Here is an 18,743-nt window from a genome sequence, read left to right on the forward strand (position 1 = left end):
TCGGCTATTTAACCGCAGAAAATATCGCGAAAACATGAAATATCACAACGGTATTTTAGCTAACAAACACGATAAATTTCTTTTATCTTCACGACCATTTTTATTCGTTTTACCCAATCCAGTTTCTCCCCCATAGTCGCGGAAAATTCATCGTTTCTTTCACTATTTAGAGGCTGCTGCATTGGACAACATCCAACCAACAACCCGCATAACTGTTCCTGTTATTGCATTGTCTTTTTACGCGATAGCTTCAGGCTACTTAATGAGTTCATTACCATTAATGCTGTCTGAGTATGGCTTAGACAGTAATCTATCGAGTTGGTTGGCGAGTGCCTTTTATGCAGGTCTTCTAGCGGGTACGTTATTGATTGAACGCGCCATCGCTCGTATTGGTCATAAAGACGCATTCGTGGTGGCACTGAGCGTATTCATTGCAACGATCCTTGTATTGCCATTGATCCCACATCAAGCGGTATGGCTATTGGCTCGTTTTGTTGCTGGTGTTGCGGTAGCGGGCATCTTCGTAATTGTTGAATCTTGGCTAATGAGCGGTGATGAATCTCAGCGTGCGAAACGTTTAGGGGTTTACATGTGTTCGCTATACGGCGGATCTGCCGTTGGTCAACTTGGCATTGGATACCTTGGTATTACAGGCGGCGTGCCTTTCATTGCAATGTTCACCTTGTTGTTTGGTGCAATCATTGTGTTGATGTACGGACAAGCGACAGCACCACAAATTCACGATGCTAAGTCTTTATCACTGAAGCAAATCAGCAAACTGAGCCACAGCGCACTAATTGGTTGTATTGTATCGGGGCTAACACTTGGTTCTATTTATGGCTTGATGCCTGTAGAGCTGGCTCAGCGCAACATCGCACACCAAGATATTGGTGGTTTGATGGCGTTAGTAATTATGGGTGGTATGGCTGTTCAGCCGATGGTGACATGGTTATCTCACCACATAGGACAAGTGTTATTAATGGCTCTGTTCAGCTTACTAGGGGTTGCAAGCATTGGTGTAATAACGATAAACCATGATTTCTACGTACTAGGCATGAGCCTATTCGTACTGGGCATGGCAACATTCGCACTTTACCCAATTGCGATTAACTTAGGTTGTCGTAACTTAGACCCAAGCTATCTGGTGTCAGTGACTCAGGTTATGCTGTTGTGTTACAGCATCGGTTCAGTCGCAGGGCCATTAGTTGCAGATAGCTTTATGGACTCTCAAGCAGGACTATTTACTTACCTGTTTGCGTCTCTGCTAGCGACAACGATTTACATGTTAATCGCAAGTCTAAAGCGTTCTCCTCTACAGATTGCTGGCGAGTGATATAGCAAGTTCATTAGATAGAGAATAGTGGGGCTCTTCGTGATGACTAATCGTCTAAATGAAGCGCCCTTTTCTTTAACTGTAATAATGCGGAGAAATATAAAACCAGCGAACAGTGTTTAAGGTTGGAACACGTAACCTTCACCCGTTATCGTCATGATCAGCCCATCACCAAACAAAGATCGAATTTCCGATATGGCGACGATCACAGAAGAATTGGTGACTTTCTCACTTTCCCAGCCAATCTTCTTTAATTGACCAACACTGAACAATTCACCTCGATGTCGATTCATAAATAAAATGATCTTTCGGTATGCCAAAGGCATGGTAGCCAGTACGTAGCCATTCTCTACATTGCGAATAAGTTTGGTGTTGAGTTCAACAATTTTACCGTTTAATTCAAGTATTACGTTGTTTTCAGAGTGGTTCGTTTCTATTCCAGGATAAGAGTCCATTTTTAGATAATTCCCTTACTATATAGCCAGCGACAATGTCAGATTTGTTCGTATTTATATAACGTCGCTTATATGTGGACGTTTTAGATTTGACGATAATCAATGGAATTCGTACGGTAAAGAGATTAAATTTTTATTATTAAAATATTAATAGGATATCAATAGGAGATTATTTATTACTCCATGACATACCCTTCGTTGGAAATTGTTTGAATACAACGACAGTCGAGAACTCTTCTGATCTCGTAAATAGCCACCAATACAGACGCACATGTCACCGCTTTACCGGCCCAACCTACACGCTTCAATATTTGCTTGCTAACTACTTGACCTCTGTTCAGGTAAAGATAGAAAAGCACTTTACGATGAGGCTCAGAAAGCGTTCCTATTATTGAACCACAGCCCTGTTTTCGAACAATTTTTGTGCCTGATTGAAACTCTTTACTATTTAAAATGAGCTTTGATGGAAGAACAAAATCATCCACCTCGCCGATATCTTGTTGCATTTATACCTCACCCTGCATATGCAGTCGTGCTTTTAGATGTTTCTGATAGTACCGAATAGGGCAAAAATACTAAATTGATAGATAGCTCAATACAGTAATATTACTGCAAAGTTTGATCTTGCGTAATTGATCGAGGAAATAAGCATGGCTAACCGGGCAGTCGATGACTCTTTCGATATTGACTAGGTGACAGACCGAAATGCTTTTTGAAACGATGTGAGAAGTTATATGGGTCTTTATAGCCTAGACGATTGGCTATCATCGACACCGACCAATCTTGCTGCTTCAACAAACTGGTGGCTTTATCCATTCTCAACTGAATCAATTTGCTGCGTGGTGATAGGTCGAATAGCGTCTTGGTGACTCGATTAAGTTGCTCTTCGCTGATAAACACCCTTTGTGCCATGCCAGCGACGGTCCATGGTTGGTGCAGACTGCTTTCAATCTCATTATAGAGTGCTTGAACACGTGCAGTAGTACTGGTCGACTTAGGCTCAAATCCCGTCAATGTTCGGATAATTTCACTCAAGAGTAACTTACGGTAACTGGCTCGACCGCCTATCTCAAAGTAAACCAAGTTCATTAATGACCAGATCTGCTCACACTCTCCGAACGGCACAATCCCCTGACCTAAACTTGCTATGTGCTGCCATTGCTGCGTATCGGGCGTCAGCATCCACGCCATTTTCCAATAATTATATTGAGGATCAAGTTCAAAACGAAATGGGGTTTCAGCAGGAAGAACCACCAGCGTATAAGGTGTAATCTCTTGTACCGATGTTGCGGTTGTTAGAATACCGCCACCTTCCATAGTGAAAATCAACGTATGAACATTAACGGATTCTCGCTCAACCCAATAACCATCATATAGCTTCGCCATACCTCCCATGTAGACACCAAAGCTTTTCATCTCTGGAATATCTTCAACGGTCAAAAAACGTTCTTTGCACTGTTCAGCGAGAAAAACATCATCGTGCCAAGTTGATTTTGGTCTCATTGAATCAATGACAGATTCGCACAGGTTTTGTTGTTTTTTAAACATGTTGTTACTTCGCTCAAATCACTATAGTTCTGCCATAAATCGGAGAGCTTATGACAACTAACATCAACCCTAACTCATCTATGAATAACAAGCCAGAGAGCATATTACCTCGTATCGTTAAACTTGGTTTACCTGTTGCTTTACAAAGTGCGCTTGTCGCTATTCTTGCCCTTGCTGACGTATTGATGGTCAGTGACTATGGTATGGAAGCAGCTGCGGCTGTGGGAATTGCATCAAAATGGCACTTCGTTGCTATTATGATTATGGCAGGGTTGGCCTCAGCAAACGGAACATTAGTCGCTCAATACTGGGGAAAGAATGACCGAAAAAGCGCACGAACGGTATCATCTATCGCGATGGTGTTTGGCTTAAAAGTTCTGTTGCCTGTGACTGCAATCATCACTCTTGGTTCTCAGTTTTTAATGATGTTGCAAACCAGCGATCAAACCGTGATTGAACTTGGCGCGACTTACCTATGGTATGGCTTCCCCGTTCTACTGCTGACTCACATTGTAGTCGTGGTAGAAGCAAGCATGCGCTCATCAGGTGACACCGTAACCCCACTACTATTGGGCGCGGTGACCATTGCACTCAACATTGCGCTTAACTTCGTTCTAATCAAAGGTGCCTTTGGTATTCCCGCTATGGGCGTAGCAGGTGCAGCACTGGCGACGACACTCGCTCGCGCAATTCAAGTTGGCTTGATGTATGGCTACATGCGCATGCGTAACCACTGGTTGTTAACCACGCCTAGCTCACCACATCGTCCGTCATTATGGTTGTCTTACCGTCGTATTGCTTTGCCACTAACGATGAATGCCGTGTTATGGGCAATGGGTACTATGGCATACCAAATGATCTTCGGTCACATGGGCACAACTGAACTTGCTGTGTTCTCTATGCTCGCGCCGTTTGAATCACTGTGTTACTCGATTTTCTTTGGTATTTCGGTAGCGTGTTCAGTACTGCTTGGTCATTCATTAGGCCGTGATGAGTTTGATGACGCAATGAGTATGGGGTTGACCTTCATTAAAGCCGTCGTTGGATTTGGCGCGGTTGTAGGATTGCTACTGTTTATGGGCAAAGAGCATGTTCTAACATGGCTGAACCTTTCTACAGATGCACTCTACCCACTCGCTTCACCTGCAATGACCATTATGTGTTTTGCTGTGGTGATTCGTATGCTCAACATGGTGATCATCAACGGTATTATTCGCGCTGGTGGCGATAACGCGTTCTGCCTACGTATGGATTTCATCGCGATGTGGATGGTGGGTATTCCAGTGTGTGTTTACTGCGCATTTATCGCTGGATGGGACTTCAAATACATCTATGGTCTGATGTTAGTAGAAGAAGTAGTGAAACTGGCTATCTGTTCACACCGTTACTTGAGCCGACGCTGGATCAACAACCTAACGGTTACTTATGAAGAACCACAAGCGGCGTAAGTTACAGTTACCTGGCTATATTCAAGCTTAGATAAATCGTATCTACATCAAAAAAGGTCTGAGAAATCAGACCTTTTTCGTTTCTTTAGAAATTACTTTCAAGCGCCACTTACTTCTTGTTCATTCGGATATGACGATTAGATACGTTCGGCAGCGGCTTTTCAGGCACTTTCCGCTTCTCATGAATCAGATGTCGAATCGCTAAAATAGGATGCTTAAGTAGCATTCTTGGCCCGGCATAGCGCATCACTAAACGCATTTGCTCTTTCGGATCAGGTTTATAGCAATGAATCGGACACTTATTACAGGTCGGTTTTGCTTCGCCATAAGGACATCTATCCAGTCGTGTTTCGGCATAACGCAGCAGTTGCTCACACTCCTCACATAACGCATTATTCTGACGAACTTCACCGTGGTGATCTTTGCAATAGATGTGCACCATCGCAATAACGGTTTTGTACTCCGTTGCGAGCTCGCCTTGTAGAATATTGTTATGTTGGAACATGTTTTAATTACCTAATGAGAAACCGTACAGGTTGAGATTAACACTTTCGCTTATCACATCTTCAACTCGCTCAAACACAAAGCCTAATTTAGTCAGTAGTGCGATACTTCGAATGTTATCAGAGGTTGTGATGGCAACTAAATGATCGATATCAGCGTTCTGCTTAGCTTGTTCAATTATCGCCTCCGCTGCTTCTTGGGCAAAGCCTTGACCATAAAACTCAGGAACAAACCCGTAGCCAATATCATGCGACTCTAAGGTGTCTCTTTTTATTAGTCCGCAGATACCAATTGGTGTTGAACAATCCTTGATTTCAACCATCAACAAACAGACTCCCTTCTCTTCGTGCATCTTAAGAATGTTGTTTTCGATGTATTCGACAGCCTTGTCAGTGTCGCTGATTTCCTTATCACCAATGTAACGCAGGAAATCTTCTGAGCTGTATAATCGCTGAATAAACGCCGCATCTTGAGGCGTGATCATTCTTAATCGTAAACGTTCGGTCTCGACGGCCTGCATAGTGATATTTTCCTTGCTGAATACCATGTAAATATTGAGTTCTAGAGCTAAAATGATTATCCTCCACCGCCTAAACTAAATACAAGGCTATGCAGCAATGAACCGTAAGAAAAAAATCAATCAAATTCTAAAAAAGAAGCAGAAACAGGCGAATTCTAAACTGCATAGTAGCAACAAGCCTCGCTACATTTCTAAAGCTGACCGCGCAAAAATGGAAGCTGAAGAACAAGCTAAAGCGGCTCAAGAGCACGCTGAAGGTTCAGTAGAAGCGGCTGTCGAAGCTGAAGAGACAAAAGCTGCAGAGTAAGTTAAAACTCGCAGTCCTCTTGTCCAAATCTCCGTACTGAGTCAATGGATAAGAACAAAAAAAGCAGCCTTTATTTGGGCTGCTTTTTTGATCCTACCATTTTAATCGCGCTGATTAGCCTTTGAAAGGCTGTACTTCCCAACGGGTAAACGGTGATTTTTTGTTGATTCCTGCTCTACCCCAACGATCAACAGAATCCACCACTAAGATACGCTCATTCGGTACCAATGATTTAATCAAGTTAGTTGGCTTTTTCGCTGTGACTAACCATAGAGCATCGTCTTCCGAAAACATCTCTTTAAGCTTGGCTTTGTCTTCGTCTGTCCATTCCAGTTCAGCTTTGAACATACGCTCTTCAACAAACAGTTGGCTGCCAGAGACAAAATCTTCCAAGCTTTCTGAAAGCAGCAATACTGAATCTACGTCATTATCTAGTAATACCGATTGCTGCGTGTTGATCAGTTCACGAACATCCAACATCACACGCTGTAAGTTGCTATCAATCGTTTCAGCTTGCGCAGGCCACAACAACTTAAAGTCGTCAGCCACAATTGCAGCCATACGCGTTAAGTTGGTCGGATTTAACCACGCGTATTTAGACACATCACCATTCGACAATGTAAGCGCTGCAACACCTTGTGCACGCGGTGTGATCGCTTGAGCCGCATCCACCTCAACCAAACGGATATTGCCTTGTCTTGCGTATACAAAGGTAGGATCCGCTTGCCAGATGGATGACAGTGTTACCGCAACGGTCGCCTTTTCGCCAGATTGAAGCACTTTACTCGCACCCTTGGTACCAAACCAGTTCGGCAGACGATCAATGCCGTAGCGTTTTGGTGGTAGGTATTCGGTCGTAATGTCGGTGCCTTTGGTTAGCTCTGTCGCTAACGCGTAAGTCACAGGCGTACTGGTGAGGATATCCTTTGCATTAGCGCTGATAGACACCATTGAGCCAGCCAACAATAGGCTGCTGACTGCACTCACTTGAGCCGTTGCTTTTAGTGAACTTGAAATACGATTCATTAAAGAAGTCATGATTATGCCTTTCTTACAATTCGGTATAGCGTTGCCGCTAGGAAAAATGTTGCAGAAACGATGATGATTGAAGCACCAGATGGCACTGGCAGTTTAAGTTCCATCGGTAATACTGTTCCGACCAAACACGCGGTGGTTGCGAGTAATGCTGAAAGCAGTACAAAGCTCCCCATGCGTTTAGTCAGCAATCGAGCGGTCGCACCTGGAATCAGCAACAACGCACCCACTAAAACCGCGCCCACGATCTTCACGGCCGCAATTGTCACTAAGGTGATCATCATGACAAACAAGTAATCGTAAAAGCTGGTATTGTAACCGCGCACCTTGGCAATATCAGGGCTGATACAAGTAAGGAGAATACGGTTGAATGTCGGTATCAAGAGCAAAATGATGAGCGCGCAGCTGCCTGCGAGAATTGCTAAGTCTTGGTCTGTTACCGTCAGAATCGATCCAAACAACACGTTCTCAAGCATGTGGATATTGATCTTACGTGCCACGTACATCAGCAATGCCGCACCTACTGCCAATGCTAGCGCTAGAAACACACCAACTAAGGTGTCGTATGGCACGTTGGTTCTGTTTCTTACAAAATGAAGAAGCAAAGCAAAGATCATACAGAAACTAAACAGACCAATAATTGGGTTTTCTGGTGGTTCGCCAAGTAAAACACCAATAGCGATACCGGTTAATGCTGCGTGGCCTACTGCCTCAGAGAAGAAAGCCAGACGCTTGGCAATCACCAAAGTACCAAGACCACCTAACAGAGGGCCAAGCAATAACGCTGCAACCAAAGCATTCACCATAAAGGCATACATGAAGCTGTCTGATAACCAACCCGCTTCAACACCACTAATGGCAAGTTGTCGTAACCAATCCATTACGCAACCTCCTGAGATTTAGTCATGGCAGAGCCACTGCTGTAGTGCTGGAATAGGCTCTCGATTTTACTTGGGTGTAAGACTTCTTCGTGTGGGCCACTATCAACCAAGAATCGATTCACAACATGTACGTTCGCTTCGAGTCGACGAACTGCGGTGACATCGTGGTGTACCGCAAGAATCGTACGACCTTCATTAACACACTCACGAATCAGCGATTCAAGATAACGAACGCCCTGCTCGTCCATGCCCGTCGTTGGTTCGTCTAATACCAGTAAGCTCGGGTTATCCAATAACGCTTGAGCAAACAGCACGCGTTGCTGCTCACCACCCGACAACTGTCCCATACGGCGGTCGCTACGTGTCGCCATACCAACGCGATCTAATTGTGCGAGTGCAAGATCCAATTGCTTAGATTTTCGACGCCAAAACAACGGGATTCGCGTTTGATTAAGCAGTACGAAGTCCATGACCGTCAAAGGTAAACTCGACTCAAAAGTCGCTTTTTGCGGAACGTAACCAATACTCGGCTTATCTGGCCAGTGGATATTGATTTGACCAGAGAAAGGCGTAAGACCAAGCACAGAGCGGAGTAATGAAGTTTTACCACCGCCGTTTGGCCCCATGATCACATGACACTCACCCGCTTTAAGCTCGAGCGAGATATCATCAAGAATTACGTTGTTATCGTATTGCAGACCGAGTTTATTAATTGAGATTGATGGACCTAACATTATGCGTTCCCGCTTTTAGCTTGGTTCGCCGCCGCAAATTTCATGGCTTCGATTAACGTTTCTAGGTTCTTCTTCATCTCAACTTCGACTTTGTCGTCTTCATATTCGCCGTGGGTCATGTGAGAGAAACGATAAAGCTGAACGCCAGTTTCCGCTTCAATCGTGTCAACAAAACGGTTTGGCATGTTTAACTCGTAGAACAGAACATCAATACCCGATGCGCGGATCTTCTCGATCGTCTCTTGAAGTTGGCTAGCACTTGGCTCAACACCGTGTGCTGGCTCGATTACCGCAGCGACATCAACACCAAACTCTTGAAGGATGTAGCCATAAGCGTTGTGCGTAGTCGCAACCTTCATGCCTGATGTATCTAACTCACCTAATGACAACATCGCATCGCGCTTCATAAAGCGAAATTGCTTTGCGTATTTACGTGCATTCTTACGATAAAAAGCCGCGTTGTCAGGGTCGAGCTTAGATACCTCACTCGCAATGGTGTAAACCTTTTGAATTGTTGTCGAAAGTCCAACAAACGTATGCGGATTCACCGCGCCTTGACCCACAGATTGGCCTAATGCTGGAAGTAAAGGCACTTCTTTGTTCGCTTCGATCACCAGCAAGTCATCACGTTGCGCGGCTGAGATTACTTTTAGTGCGAAGTCATCATGGCCAATACCGTTTACCACGATAGCGTCCATCTGGCTCAAACGTTTCAAGTCGTTCGGTTGTGGCAAGTAATTATGCGGATTAAAGCCGGCATCAACCAAAGGAAGGATGTTCACTTTGTCACCCACCACGGCTTTTACATAGCTGTAGTAAGGCTGAAGGGTTATGCCAATCGTCAGCTTATCGCTGTCGACCTTGTATTCTTTTGCCAATGCATTGGGTGTCATTAACACCGCCAATAACGACATCAATAGAGTCATAATTCGCATAGTAATTCTCTTATTATTAGTGAGCATCGCTTTCATGATGCTGTTCAATTTCTGATTCGTTCACGACCATTTTCCAACCCGTAGACTCAAGCGTGTGTTGGTCAAAAGTAGTTGGCTGTGTAGCTACACCACCAAAGAAAATCCAGATTTCAGGAGAGACACTGTTGGCGTTCAAAATAAAGGAGTCAGCGAAGCCATGATCACTTTGTGCAGCATATTCACTTGGCGTAGAAAAGTAATAACCACGCTCGTCCAATAACCAAGTATGAGAACCTTTGCGCTTCCAACTCTGGTCTTCAACAAATGGCGCGACCCATTCATCTTTAAGTGACGTAACACTTGGCCATTCACCGTCTGAGTCCATACGCAGGTCACGAATCTCTTCATGCGCTAAACGCAGCTCTGATAACATCGCCAAGTTTTCTTGCTCGACATCGGTCACTAAGATTTGATGATCAAGTACCGCTTTGATATGCGATTCTGCTTGATGAAATGGGATAGCAACCGTGGCAAAGCTCAGGATGAACACAATGAACAGCCCTACCCATTTGCCTTCTCTGCCGCCCGTGTCAGCACGTACACCTTGAATCATCATTTCTCGCTGATCTCAACAACGTCCACTTCAACAGGAAACTCGTGGCCTGAATCAAACACAAGGTAAAACTCAGTCTCAGGGTTTGGAAACTCAACGATAGAGCGTTTATCCGTCATCTCTTTTGCAATCAAGTTGTCTTCGTAGTCGTACATCTCAACCGCGTAATCAATAGCTTTACTGCCGTCTGAATAGCCCGCTTCGCAAGCCACAGTTTTGCCTTCAAACCAGCAGCTCATCAATGGAAAGTGTGCTTGTGCAGGTAATGCAGCGAAACCAAGTCCCAGAGCCAAGCAAGGAGTCATTAATGCGTTAAGTTTTGTTTTTATTGTCATGGTTCGTACCCTAGCCACAGTGCAAATTCTCAGTAGTAAACTGAGCGATAAAGGGCTCAAATGAGCCCTTAAGTTTTTTGGTTGCTTAATCAGGGATCGAGCCCCGACATCACAGATTATTGAAGCAGAGCTTCGAACGTTAGGTGAACGTTCGCACTTGCTTTGTCTGCCAGTGGGTTGTCAATCAACTCACCTTTGTAGTTCGCTTTCATTACGTAACGACCCGCGACGTCTGGAGTGAACGTGATTTCACCGTTCTCATCACTCACCACATCAATCTGCTCTTGGTGGTTGCGGTAAAGCGTACCTTCACGAGTAATCTCCGCTTTCACGTCTTTCTGGATTTCACCGTTGTAGAAGAACTGGAATGTTACAGGTTCGCCTTCAACGATGTCTGAAGGGTGAGTCACTGGCTTCATTTCAAGAAGCTTGCCTTCAATTTTGAACACTGAATCCGTTGGCTTACCTACCGTGATGTAGCTTTCTGCGCGAGTGAAACTGATTTGTGTTACCACGTCACGTGATTTTTCAGGAAGAACAGAGTCACGCTCAGCTTTGTTTGCTTTAATCCACTTCACCGTGTCACGGCGACCCGCTTTGTATTGCGTGTAGTAAGACGGCTGGTTGTTGATCGCCACTTTGTGTGTACCTTCTTCTTCAAAATAGAAATCAAAGATTGAACGACGCTTGCCACGAATCACAAAGTTAGGACGCTCGCTGCGACCATCAGGCATGATGACATGCGCATTTTCGCTGCCAGCAGGCTTATCAAAAACAAACGTACCGTGAGACGCAGTAACGTCGAACGTTAGCCAATCACCACCTTCTTTAGATACCGTGAAGTGAGATGGCAAAATCCAACGTGGGTGAGCTTGTGCCGTTGTCGTTGCTGCTAGGCCGAATACCATCACACCCGCTAGAGCAAGTGCTTTGATTTTTGTCTGTTTCATCATGTTCAATTCCATTATTTATAATTGTTAGCCGTGTCGCTCTATCTGAGCCTACGATGACCACTGTCTATTCTGTTCAGCTTGGTTTTAGTTCGTACTTACTAGTTACTGTTCGCACTTACTATTTAGCGATGTAGTTCAGGGCGATTACACCCGTCTCTTGCGTTGCTTTTAATTCGTAAGACGCGTTTGAATCTGTGAGTGATACTTTTTGGCGAAGGTAGTTACGGCCACCGTGTTCACGAACCACTTCAATATGAACCGTGTACTCGCCTTGTTCTAACGTTTCACCGCTGTCGCTCTTGCCATCCCAAACGAAACGGTACTGACCAGCAGGACGGGTTGCAGACGTTACAGCATCAACCAGTTCACGATCGTAACGGCCAACCTTTCTCCACCAGCTACGCAGATCCTTAAGCCATTCGTCTTTACCGACCCAAAGCTCGATGGTTTTCACGGACTTTCGTTCGCTGTTCTCTACCCATACCGCCACATAAGGACGCGCATACATAGAGGTATCGATTTTTGGAAGCTCAAAGCTGACATCAAGTTTTGCCGTATCAGGGATCACTTGTGCCATACCTAGGCTTGGCAAAAGAGATAAAGCAAGAAGCGCCTTGCTCCTGTTCATTTTTTTCATGTTTAACAACCTTTTAAATCCGTTTAACCTTAAGTTCGTTTTTCAATCCGATTCATCAATCGAATCAAGCGTTAAGGCACGGCGACAAAATAGATAACAAGTGAGATTGCAGACCCAAACACCGTCCATTTGATGGAAGTATTAAGCGTCTTTTTCTTAGGTAACAGTAAGCACACGCCAGTCAGCACAAAGAAGATCATCAGTAGCGCAGTGATATCGATAAACCATTTCCATACTTCACCGCTGTTACGACCTTTATGTAGATCGTTCAACAATGCGATAACGCCGTAATTCGTGGTTTCGACTTCTACAAATTCAGACGTAACGTCAACAAACACGGAAGCGTTGTAGCCTGGTCCTTTGAAGTCCATAGACACTTCACCGATGAGCAACTCACCGCCTTCAATCTCTGCGTAGATGTCCAAACCTGAAGGAACACCAGACAGATTGGCTTCTTCAAACAGAAACGTTTCAAAGGCTGTCTCGTCGGCTTTTAATCGCCCGTCTTGGATCGTGAACAAACTCGTAGGAAGCTCTAAAGTAGAGCGTTGAATATTGGGTTGGCTTGATTCAAATAACTCAGGTCTGTTCAAGGTGATACCTGTCACTGAGAAGAAAAGAACAACGAACAGAAGTGCCATTGAAATATAAACATGAAGTCGACGAGCCCATGATTGAACCGCCCTACTTTTTAACGACATACAAACCAATACCTATAAATTTTATGGCGACAATTTAGTTGATAATCATTCGTATTGGCATTCAATTTACATTGTTTACGTTTGCCGAGTGGCGTAAGGAAATTTACATAACATTACATGGGAAATAATCGAACTATATGCATATTCTTGCTAACGTGTACTTAAGGGATTTGATTCGTTCTGTTAGAGGTTGTCCATAACAGGATCAAAGCTAAAAAACCTGAATCTCAACATGCTTGATTGAGGTTGGTTTAAGATAACAGTTGTGGCTTTAAGGATAGAAAGTTGGGACTATTTGATCACTGGTTTGATGATAGCTAATTAAGCTTAAAAGGATTTGAAATGCGTATTATTGTTTTGGCTTTTGCTGCGCTAGTAACGGCGTGTACCAGCCAAATAGCCAGCACGGAAGAACATATTCAACAATACATCGGTTCAGACATAACCGATGTACAAGAACGTTATCTCACCGAACGGTCACGCCCTATCAGTTTTTGGGCATCTCGAAACTATGCTTGGATTGAAACCAAGAAGCCGTTAGACAATGGTTATACAGTGCATGCCTTTAAAAACCCTTATCGTGACTGCACCATTAATTGGGTTGTCGACACTAGCGGTGTGATTCAAAGTGCAACGCCTAGTGGGACAATGTGCGATCCTTAGTCAAACCAAACTGTAAAACTAGGTAAGCTCTAACTGAAAAATCAAAAAGGGTGTCACTTGAACCATCAAATGACACCCTTTTCTATTTGTTACTTTCTCTTCTCTTCTGTTGTGTTAACAGCAATTAGACATTGCCGTTATCACTCACTGTTCTTAACTGAGTCAGATATTTAATCCAACCTTTTGCTTCAGAAGAAGGTTCAATGTTGTTCGCACGTTTCGCTTGAGCGAGAGCATTATCAAGATTCTTTAGCTTGTACCATGAACGTACTTTCGCTAAAGCGACATCGGCTTGCTTGTTCTTGTCTTTCACTTTATCTAAAACAACCAGAGCTCGGTCGTAGTAACCTTGCTGAACCAATAGCTGAGCCACATTCCAATGATACTGAGTGTCTTTTTTAGACGCTAACGTCCACACTTCAATCGCATTGTCCCATTCTTTCGCTAGCTGCCAGTAGGTTGCTTGTTCAGCCAGAAGTTGAACATCGTTGTTCGCATCATCTAACTTAGCGATCTCTTGTGCTGCTCTCTCTGGAATGCCTCGTTTAGCATAAAGCTGAGCCAGTAATCTACGGTCTGAGTTTTTCAACTCAACACCTTGTAGATCAGCCAACGCTAGCGTGTTCAATGCATCACGATTACGTTCTAATCTTAGCTGAATACCAACAAGTTGACGCCACCAGTTATCTTTCTCTGGTTGAAGTTCAATGAGGCTTTCCAGTGTCGGAATAGACTGTTTCCACTGCTTTAACTGTAGCTGAGCACCCAATTTTAGCGATAAAGGTGATAGCTCTTGTTTTGAATTGAACTTGTCGCGATTACCAATAGCCACCAGTACTTTTGACCAGTTTTCAATTTGATATTCAGCTTGTGCAATTCGCATCCAAAGTGTGTCTTTCTTTTCCTTTTCTGGCGCAGTTTTTACTAACTCGTAATAGTGCGGAAGCGCTTTTTTAAACTGCTGATCGTTTAGTAATAGATCAGCAAGCATGCGTTTCGTTACCCAAGCCTGTTCATCCACCAGTAAATTACTGTCGACCGCATAAGTAAGCTGCTTAATTGCCGTGTCGGTTTTACCATCTTGCCAGTAAAACACACCAAGCATGCGAGCTACGTACGCTTTGTCGTAGCCTTTCGAAAGCTCCAATCCTGCAAGTACGTCAATCGCCTGTTTAACCTGTTCATCTTGAGCAAGCTTATGCGCCTTTTGAACACGAATAGCAGTATATTGGGTCAGCTCTTGCGCCTGTGTTGTAAGGGGCATTAACAACAAGCCCACTAATATCCATATCTGTTTCATCATTTTGCCAACTTAAACTCTAGTTTCACGGTTTGACCAACCTGAGCTATCGCTTTTCCATCGACAACTTTTGGTTGATATTTCCATTTTTTAAGTGCTCTCATCGCTTCACGTTCAAACATACGACGTGGGTTTGCGTCAGTGACTTGAATGTCCATTGGGCGTCCCGTTTCGTCGATGGTAAAAGACATAATGACATGGCCTTCAGCGCCGCGCTTCAGCGCTTTCGGCGGATAACGAGGTTCTACTCGATACAGAGGCATTGCCTGTTGGTTTGACCCAAAATCAGAAAATGTCGGTGCGTTAATCGCTAAGCCATCAACCGATGTATTCAAATCCAATGAAGGCAGTGAAAACATCGAATTCAGAGGCGTGACTTCAGCTTGTGACTGAGACGTTTGCGCTTCTGGTGGTGGCTCTGGCATTTCTGGTTTCTCAGGGACGGCACGTTGTCTTCTTTGAACTTCTTGTTCTTGTTCAACCATCACCATGTTGAAACTCAACGTCTCGCTATCATCTGGTGAACGTTGATGGCCATTATCGACCATCCAAGCCATGAAAGAAAATAGAGCCAGGCCCAATGCACCCGCCAGCGGTAAAGCAAGAAATAGGCGAATCATTTATGAAGATCCTCCAAGATCATCGCTTTTCAGCAGCAAGCGCAATGTTTTTAACACCCGCACCTTTAGCCGCGTCCATCACTTTAACAACCGTACCGTTGTAAGCGTGTTCATCCGCTTGAATAACCAAAGAAGCATCAGGTTGTTCTAGCAACAAGTGTTCTAACGTTGCTTGGACACGTTCAACATCTACGACACGTTTGTCGATAAAGATGTCGTTAGCAGAAGTAATCGCAACAAAGATGCCCGCATCCTTTTGGCTTACTACGTTAGAAGCTTGTGGGCGATTGACTTCAACCCCTGATTCACGAACAAATGAACTGGTCACAATAAAGAAAATAAGCATGATAAATACAATATCAAGCATCGAAGTAAGGTCTATTTGAGCCTCTTCGTTTTTTGAATGACGTCGACCGAGTCTCATCGTTGACTCCTTAAAGATTTTTCTAATTTCAATTCTAAGCGGTTACACACTTTCGCTAAACGAGCATGAACAAACATGCCCGCTAATGCAGCAACCATACCCGCCATGGTTGGCAGTGTTGCCAACGAGATACCTGAAGCCATCAATTTAGGGTCACTGCTTCCTTGAGTCGCCATCACATCAAAAACAGAGATCATACCGGTGACGGTACCTAACAAACCCAACATCGGACAAATAGCGACTAACAGCTTAATAAAGTTCAAGTTTTGGTAAAGTAAGATACTCGCTTGCCCTAACCAACCTTCGCGAATGGCTTTGGCATGCCAAGAAGAGTGATCTTCTCTTTCATGCCACTTAGTAATCCAAGCTTGGCGCTGCTTTGGAAAGTAGAACGCAAGATAAAGCACACGTTCTACCACAAGCACCCAATACACTAGGACGACAGCCGCTAGCCACCACAGAACGAAACCGCCCTGCTCCATAAAGCTTGATAAAGACAGCAGCCAGTCACTCGTTAACCAACTCGCTGGTAATAGAGAACCCGACAAAATATCCATTACGCAGCAGTCCCAACTGGTGAAACGACAGCTTTTGACTCAACCGTTTTTTCTGCCTGCTCGGCTACAAGACCAATACCTTGTTTCTCAAGAATATTGCGAATGTTTTCAGCCTGAGTGCTAAGAATGTTGTGTGCCAGTAGAAGAGGCATTGCTGCAACAAGACCAAGTACCGTCGTTACAAGCGCCATCGAAATACCGCCCGCCATTACTTTAGGGTCGCCATTACCAAACTGTGTGATCACTTGGAATGTTTCGATCATGCCGGTTACAGTACCTAGAAGACCTAACATTGGAGCAAGTGCCGCCAATAGCTTAAGCATAGATAGGCCTTTCTCTAGGTGAGTCTGCTCATCCACTACCGCTTCTAAAAGTCGCAGCTCTAACGCTTCAACCGTTTGGTTTTGTTCTTTGTTGTACACTGCAAGAACACGGCCTAGTGGGTTATCACCTGCTTGTTCAGGGTTCTTAAGTTGTGCGCGAATTTTCTGACGAGCGATAGCTAATGAAACACCACGAACCAATGCGATGATTAGGCCGATTGCAAGTAAGCCAAGAATCACTTTACCAACAACACCACCCGCTTCAAGGCGATCAGTTAAGCTTGGCGTTAGCGCTAGTTGCTCTAGCATGAACCCACGAGAAGGATCGACAACCACGTTAGACACGTCGCCATTTGCTAATGTAGAAAGCGATGCCAATGTTGGACCATTCGATGGCTGTTTCAGATACGCAATCGCATCTTCACGCTGAGTGTTCCAGCTAACATAACCTTGATCCGTCACAAGACCAATCGAACCTAAACGATACGCATCAACAGTTTGTGTATTACCTTCACCATTAATGAATGCAATTTGAGACTTGCTAAGCTCAGAGCTCGCTTGAATCTGCTCAACCATGCTCATCCACAAACCAGAAAGTTGTGGCATTGATGGCAGGGATTTAGCATCGATAATTTGGTCAACGGTCGCTGTGTGCTCAGCGCGATCAACGCTGTTTACTGTTGAGCTAAGCTCTGCGCCTAGTTCTTTTGCGTTTTGACGAACGACACCGAACAACTCGCCTAAGCTACCGGTTTCTAAACGCAGCTTCTCTTCTAAGCGAGCAAGCTTGTTTTCGTTATCACTGAATGTTTGAGTCAGAACATCTGTCGCGCCTTGAATCGAGGTACGTTTCGCTTCAAGCTGTGCTTTAATCGCTTTCAGCTCTTGTTCAGTCTTTTTAAAATCGGCTTCACGAACCACATTGTGAGAAGCTTGAGTACGATTTTCTGACTTCGCTTTGTTAACCAACTGAGCCGTTGAATCAGAAGCAGAGAAAGCAGAAAAGGAAATAGACGTGATGCAAAGCAATACTGCTAATGGCTTTAAGTTCATTACTTAACCTCCGCAACAGTTAGAGAAACAGGTAAAGTAATTAGGCTTGGTGCAGCTTGTTGGCTAGCAATGTCGTAAGCTTTATCTAACTCAGATTTCATCGAAGAATCTAGCTCTTGCCATTGGTTTTGTATTTGATTCCAAGACCAGTATTGGCTGCCGTTTAGATTACGAGCAACTAATGAGATACGACCTAAATGCAATACATCAGCCTCAATCGTTCTGTCGCTGTTCAATGCTACTCGACCTTGATAAGCACCTAGCTTGATTCCGTAGTCCATCTCGATTTGGTAAGCTTCTAGGATACGACGATACTTTTCTGCATCACTCACGTCAGCACGAGTCATCATTGCTTGCAGCTTTTCAACTCTTTCTAAACGCTGTTCTTTCTTGATTGGCACATCGTTATCAACTAACTGTTGAAGACCATCAATCATCTGATACATCAGAGGCACAACACCTTGACGTGTGTATTTGATTTCGTCGATCTGCCCTTCAAGGCTCTGAGCTTCTCGATTCTGGCTTTCAACCAATGCAGCAAGGTGATCGTGATAGATTTCTAGGTTTTTAACTTCTTCTTGCAGACGCTCAATCTCAGCTTGCAGCATTAAAGTCGCTTGTGAGCTTTTATCAATAATCTTTTGGCTCGAAGCCGACGCGTTATTGGTCTTGTTTTGAATTGATTGAGCTTGATCCAAGCTGTTTGCCATCGAAGACGTTGCAACCAAACTGATGGCAAGCGCTAGGCTAGTTTTTAAAAGATTCATAATTGTAGTCATTTACTATAAGAAGAAGGTCAAATGAATTTTATTGATAAGCAGTCTCATTATCATTAAAAGTCACTCGCATTACTAGGGATATTTTTATTAAATAGCGGAATCACGA

Annotated in this window: 24 protein-coding genes; 4 read left to right on the plus strand and 20 right to left on the minus strand. The window is 44.1% G+C overall.

Features of this window, described 5'->3' with window-relative positions:
• Positions 1 to 181 precede the first annotated feature (181 nt).
• Positions 182 to 1,333, plus strand: a complete 1,152-nt coding sequence (locus BCV39_RS15220; RefSeq protein ID WP_102433161.1) for an MFS transporter — start codon at positions 182 to 184, stop codon at positions 1,331 to 1,333.
• Positions 1,334 to 1,452: 119 nt separating this feature from the next.
• Here BCV39_RS15220 and BCV39_RS15225 read toward each other — a convergent pair whose 3' ends face one another.
• The 3 genes from BCV39_RS15225 to BCV39_RS15235 all read right to left on the minus strand — a co-directional run bounded on the left by BCV39_RS15225 (position 1,453) and on the right by BCV39_RS15235 (position 3,336).
• Positions 1,453 to 1,788: a winged helix-turn-helix domain-containing protein gene (locus BCV39_RS15225; RefSeq protein WP_065677073.1), complete on the minus strand. Its 336-nt coding sequence runs from the start codon at positions 1,786 to 1,788 to the stop codon at positions 1,453 to 1,455.
• 176 nt (positions 1,789 to 1,964) lie between these two features.
• Entirely contained in the window at positions 1,965 to 2,294 is a 330-nt protein-coding gene (locus BCV39_RS15230; protein WP_102433477.1) for a winged helix-turn-helix domain-containing protein, read from the minus strand.
• Positions 2,295 to 2,442: 148 nt separating this feature from the next.
• Positions 2,443 to 3,336, minus strand: coding sequence for an AraC family transcriptional regulator (locus BCV39_RS15235; RefSeq protein WP_048660132.1), 894 nt, complete (start codon positions 3,334 to 3,336; stop codon positions 2,443 to 2,445).
• A gap of 50 nt (positions 3,337 to 3,386) precedes the next feature.
• On the opposite strand from BCV39_RS15235, the gene BCV39_RS15240 reads away from it, so the two are divergent.
• Positions 3,387 to 4,784 carry an MATE family efflux transporter gene (locus BCV39_RS15240; RefSeq protein ID WP_102433476.1) on the plus strand — a complete coding sequence of 466 codons (1,398 nt, stop codon included), beginning with the start codon at positions 3,387 to 3,389 and terminating at the stop codon, positions 4,782 to 4,784.
• 109 nt (positions 4,785 to 4,893) lie between these two features.
• Here BCV39_RS15240 and BCV39_RS15245 read toward each other — a convergent pair whose 3' ends face one another.
• Both BCV39_RS15245 and BCV39_RS15250 read right to left on the minus strand, forming a co-directional pair.
• Complete coding sequence (locus BCV39_RS15245; protein ID WP_017060975.1) at positions 4,894 to 5,289, minus strand: nitrous oxide-stimulated promoter family protein; 396 nt, start codon at positions 5,287 to 5,289, stop codon at positions 4,894 to 4,896.
• Between the two features lie 3 nt (positions 5,290 to 5,292).
• Entirely contained in the window at positions 5,293 to 5,808 is a 516-nt protein-coding gene (locus BCV39_RS15250) for a GNAT family N-acetyltransferase (protein WP_048660129.1), read from the minus strand.
• A 97-nt stretch (positions 5,809 to 5,905) separates the two neighbouring features.
• Between BCV39_RS15250 and BCV39_RS15255 the strand changes: the two genes are divergently transcribed.
• Positions 5,906 to 6,115, plus strand: coding sequence for a DUF2986 domain-containing protein (locus tag BCV39_RS15255; protein WP_102433475.1), 210 nt, complete (start codon positions 5,906 to 5,908; stop codon positions 6,113 to 6,115).
• Positions 6,116 to 6,229: 114 nt separating this feature from the next.
• Here BCV39_RS15255 and BCV39_RS15260 read toward each other — a convergent pair whose 3' ends face one another.
• The 9 genes from BCV39_RS15260 to BCV39_RS15300 form a co-directional block, all read right to left on the minus strand.
• A complete protein-coding gene (locus tag BCV39_RS15260) occupies positions 6,230 to 7,153 on the minus strand; it encodes an ABC transporter substrate-binding protein (RefSeq protein WP_102433474.1) in 924 nt (307 codons plus the stop codon).
• A 2-nt stretch (positions 7,154 to 7,155) separates the two neighbouring features.
• A complete protein-coding gene (locus BCV39_RS15265; RefSeq protein WP_102433473.1) occupies positions 7,156 to 8,031 on the minus strand; it encodes a metal ABC transporter permease in 876 nt (291 codons plus the stop codon).
• A complete protein-coding gene (locus BCV39_RS15270; protein ID WP_102433472.1) occupies positions 8,031 to 8,765 on the minus strand; it encodes a metal ABC transporter ATP-binding protein in 735 nt (244 codons plus the stop codon). The genes BCV39_RS15265 and BCV39_RS15270 overlap by 1 nt, the downstream gene beginning before the upstream one ends.
• Positions 8,765 to 9,700, minus strand: a complete 936-nt coding sequence (locus BCV39_RS15275) for a zinc ABC transporter substrate-binding protein (protein WP_102433471.1) — start codon at positions 9,698 to 9,700, stop codon at positions 8,765 to 8,767. Before BCV39_RS15275 ends, BCV39_RS15270 begins: the two co-directional genes overlap by 1 nt.
• A 16-nt stretch (positions 9,701 to 9,716) precedes the next feature.
• A complete protein-coding gene (locus tag BCV39_RS15280; RefSeq protein WP_102433470.1) occupies positions 9,717 to 10,295 on the minus strand; it encodes a hypothetical protein in 579 nt (192 codons plus the stop codon).
• Complete coding sequence (locus BCV39_RS15285; protein WP_102433469.1) at positions 10,292 to 10,627, minus strand: hypothetical protein; 336 nt, start codon at positions 10,625 to 10,627, stop codon at positions 10,292 to 10,294. The genes BCV39_RS15280 and BCV39_RS15285 overlap by 4 nt, the downstream gene beginning before the upstream one ends.
• Before the next feature lie 116 nt (positions 10,628 to 10,743).
• The gene (locus BCV39_RS15290) at positions 10,744 to 11,580 is read right to left on the minus strand and encodes a DUF4198 domain-containing protein (RefSeq protein WP_102433468.1); all 837 of its coding nucleotides are present in this window, start codon (positions 11,578 to 11,580) and stop codon (positions 10,744 to 10,746) included.
• Between the two features lie 118 nt (positions 11,581 to 11,698).
• On the minus strand, positions 11,699 to 12,217 hold the full coding sequence (locus BCV39_RS15295; RefSeq protein WP_102433467.1) for a DUF2271 domain-containing protein: 519 nt from the start codon (positions 12,215 to 12,217) through the stop codon (positions 11,699 to 11,701).
• 71 nt (positions 12,218 to 12,288) lie between these two features.
• Positions 12,289 to 12,918, minus strand: a complete 630-nt coding sequence (locus BCV39_RS15300) for a PepSY-associated TM helix domain-containing protein (protein ID WP_057622184.1) — start codon at positions 12,916 to 12,918, stop codon at positions 12,289 to 12,291.
• Positions 12,919 to 13,260: 342 nt separating this feature from the next.
• On the opposite strand from BCV39_RS15300, the gene BCV39_RS15305 reads away from it, so the two are divergent.
• The gene (locus BCV39_RS15305; protein ID WP_057622183.1) at positions 13,261 to 13,581 is read left to right on the plus strand and encodes a hypothetical protein; all 321 of its coding nucleotides are present in this window, start codon (positions 13,261 to 13,263) and stop codon (positions 13,579 to 13,581) included.
• A 124-nt stretch (positions 13,582 to 13,705) separates the two neighbouring features.
• Here the strand turns inward: BCV39_RS15305 and BCV39_RS15310 are convergent, their stop codons facing one another.
• Genes BCV39_RS15310 through BCV39_RS15335 form a run of 6 tightly spaced genes read right to left on the minus strand, consistent with a single transcriptional unit; the run spans position 13,706 to position 18,625 of the window.
• Positions 13,706 to 14,884: a BTAD domain-containing putative transcriptional regulator gene (locus BCV39_RS15310; RefSeq protein WP_048662832.1), complete on the minus strand. Its 1,179-nt coding sequence runs from the start codon at positions 14,882 to 14,884 to the stop codon at positions 13,706 to 13,708.
• Positions 14,881 to 15,501 carry an energy transducer TonB gene (locus tag BCV39_RS15315; protein ID WP_102433466.1) on the minus strand — a complete coding sequence of 207 codons (621 nt, stop codon included), beginning with the start codon at positions 15,499 to 15,501 and terminating at the stop codon, positions 14,881 to 14,883. Before BCV39_RS15315 ends, BCV39_RS15310 begins: the two co-directional genes overlap by 4 nt.
• 19 nt (positions 15,502 to 15,520) lie before the next feature.
• Positions 15,521 to 15,925 (minus strand): biopolymer transporter ExbD, encoded by a 405-nt coding sequence (locus BCV39_RS15320; RefSeq protein ID WP_004731145.1) that lies wholly within the window; start codon positions 15,923 to 15,925, stop codon positions 15,521 to 15,523.
• Entirely contained in the window at positions 15,922 to 16,482 is a 561-nt protein-coding gene (locus BCV39_RS15325; protein WP_102433465.1) for a MotA/TolQ/ExbB proton channel family protein, read from the minus strand. The genes BCV39_RS15320 and BCV39_RS15325 overlap by 4 nt, the downstream gene beginning before the upstream one ends.
• Positions 16,482 to 17,858 carry a MotA/TolQ/ExbB proton channel family protein gene (locus tag BCV39_RS15330; RefSeq protein WP_102433464.1) on the minus strand — a complete coding sequence of 459 codons (1,377 nt, stop codon included), beginning with the start codon at positions 17,856 to 17,858 and terminating at the stop codon, positions 16,482 to 16,484. The genes BCV39_RS15325 and BCV39_RS15330 overlap by 1 nt, the downstream gene beginning before the upstream one ends.
• On the minus strand, positions 17,858 to 18,625 hold the full coding sequence (locus BCV39_RS15335; RefSeq protein ID WP_102433463.1) for a DUF3450 domain-containing protein: 768 nt from the start codon (positions 18,623 to 18,625) through the stop codon (positions 17,858 to 17,860). Before BCV39_RS15335 ends, BCV39_RS15330 begins: the two co-directional genes overlap by 1 nt.
• Positions 18,626 to 18,743: the final 118 nt, after the last annotated feature.

The organism is Vibrio sp. 10N.286.55.E10, assembly GCF_002872555.1.
Classification (GTDB): domain Bacteria; phylum Pseudomonadota; class Gammaproteobacteria; order Enterobacterales; family Vibrionaceae; genus Vibrio; species Vibrio crassostreae.

Excerpts from the sequence above, each read along its gene's own strand:
- BCV39_RS15265 (WP_102433473.1), bottom strand. The coding sequence starts at position 8,031 with ATGGATTGGTTACGACAACTTGCCATTAGTGGTGTTGAAGCGGGTTGG.
- BCV39_RS15245 (WP_017060975.1), bottom strand. The coding sequence starts at position 5,289 with ATGTTCCAACATAACAATATTCTACAAGGCGAGCTCGCAACGGAGTAC.
- BCV39_RS15295 (WP_102433467.1), bottom strand. The coding sequence starts at position 12,217 with ATGAAAAAAATGAACAGGAGCAAGGCGCTTCTTGCTTTATCTCTTTTG.
- BCV39_RS15225 (WP_065677073.1), bottom strand. The coding sequence starts at position 1,788 with ATGGACTCTTATCCTGGAATAGAAACGAACCACTCTGAAAACAACGTA.
- BCV39_RS15285 (WP_102433469.1), bottom strand. The coding sequence starts at position 10,627 with ATGACAATAAAAACAAAACTTAACGCATTAATGACTCCTTGCTTGGCT.
- BCV39_RS15335 (WP_102433463.1), bottom strand. The coding sequence starts at position 18,625 with ATGAATCTTTTAAAAACTAGCCTAGCGCTTGCCATCAGTTTGGTTGCA.
- BCV39_RS15290 (WP_102433468.1), bottom strand. The coding sequence starts at position 11,580 with ATGATGAAACAGACAAAAATCAAAGCACTTGCTCTAGCGGGTGTGATG.
- BCV39_RS15300 (WP_057622184.1), bottom strand. The coding sequence starts at position 12,918 with ATGTCGTTAAAAAGTAGGGCGGTTCAATCATGGGCTCGTCGACTTCAT.
- BCV39_RS15310 (WP_048662832.1), bottom strand. The coding sequence starts at position 14,884 with ATGATGAAACAGATATGGATATTAGTGGGCTTGTTGTTAATGCCCCTT.
- BCV39_RS15320 (WP_004731145.1), bottom strand. The coding sequence starts at position 15,925 with ATGAGACTCGGTCGACGTCATTCAAAAAACGAAGAGGCTCAAATAGAC.
- BCV39_RS15250 (WP_048660129.1), bottom strand. The coding sequence starts at position 5,808 with ATGCAGGCCGTCGAGACCGAACGTTTACGATTAAGAATGATCACGCCT.
- BCV39_RS15275 (WP_102433471.1), bottom strand. The coding sequence starts at position 9,700 with ATGCGAATTATGACTCTATTGATGTCGTTATTGGCGGTGTTAATGACA.
- BCV39_RS15305 (WP_057622183.1), top strand. The coding sequence starts at position 13,261 with ATGCGTATTATTGTTTTGGCTTTTGCTGCGCTAGTAACGGCGTGTACC.
- BCV39_RS15315 (WP_102433466.1), bottom strand. The coding sequence starts at position 15,501 with ATGATTCGCCTATTTCTTGCTTTACCGCTGGCGGGTGCATTGGGCCTG.
- BCV39_RS15330 (WP_102433464.1), bottom strand. The coding sequence starts at position 17,858 with ATGAACTTAAAGCCATTAGCAGTATTGCTTTGCATCACGTCTATTTCC.
- BCV39_RS15230 (WP_102433477.1), bottom strand. The coding sequence starts at position 2,294 with ATGCAACAAGATATCGGCGAGGTGGATGATTTTGTTCTTCCATCAAAG.
- BCV39_RS15240 (WP_102433476.1), top strand. The coding sequence starts at position 3,387 with ATGACAACTAACATCAACCCTAACTCATCTATGAATAACAAGCCAGAG.
- BCV39_RS15235 (WP_048660132.1), bottom strand. The coding sequence starts at position 3,336 with ATGTTTAAAAAACAACAAAACCTGTGCGAATCTGTCATTGATTCAATG.
- BCV39_RS15270 (WP_102433472.1), bottom strand. The coding sequence starts at position 8,765 with ATGTTAGGTCCATCAATCTCAATTAATAAACTCGGTCTGCAATACGAT.
- BCV39_RS15325 (WP_102433465.1), bottom strand. The coding sequence starts at position 16,482 with ATGGATATTTTGTCGGGTTCTCTATTACCAGCGAGTTGGTTAACGAGT.
- BCV39_RS15260 (WP_102433474.1), bottom strand. The coding sequence starts at position 7,153 with ATGACTTCTTTAATGAATCGTATTTCAAGTTCACTAAAAGCAACGGCT.
- BCV39_RS15255 (WP_102433475.1), top strand. The coding sequence starts at position 5,906 with ATGAACCGTAAGAAAAAAATCAATCAAATTCTAAAAAAGAAGCAGAAA.
- BCV39_RS15280 (WP_102433470.1), bottom strand. The coding sequence starts at position 10,295 with ATGATGATTCAAGGTGTACGTGCTGACACGGGCGGCAGAGAAGGCAAA.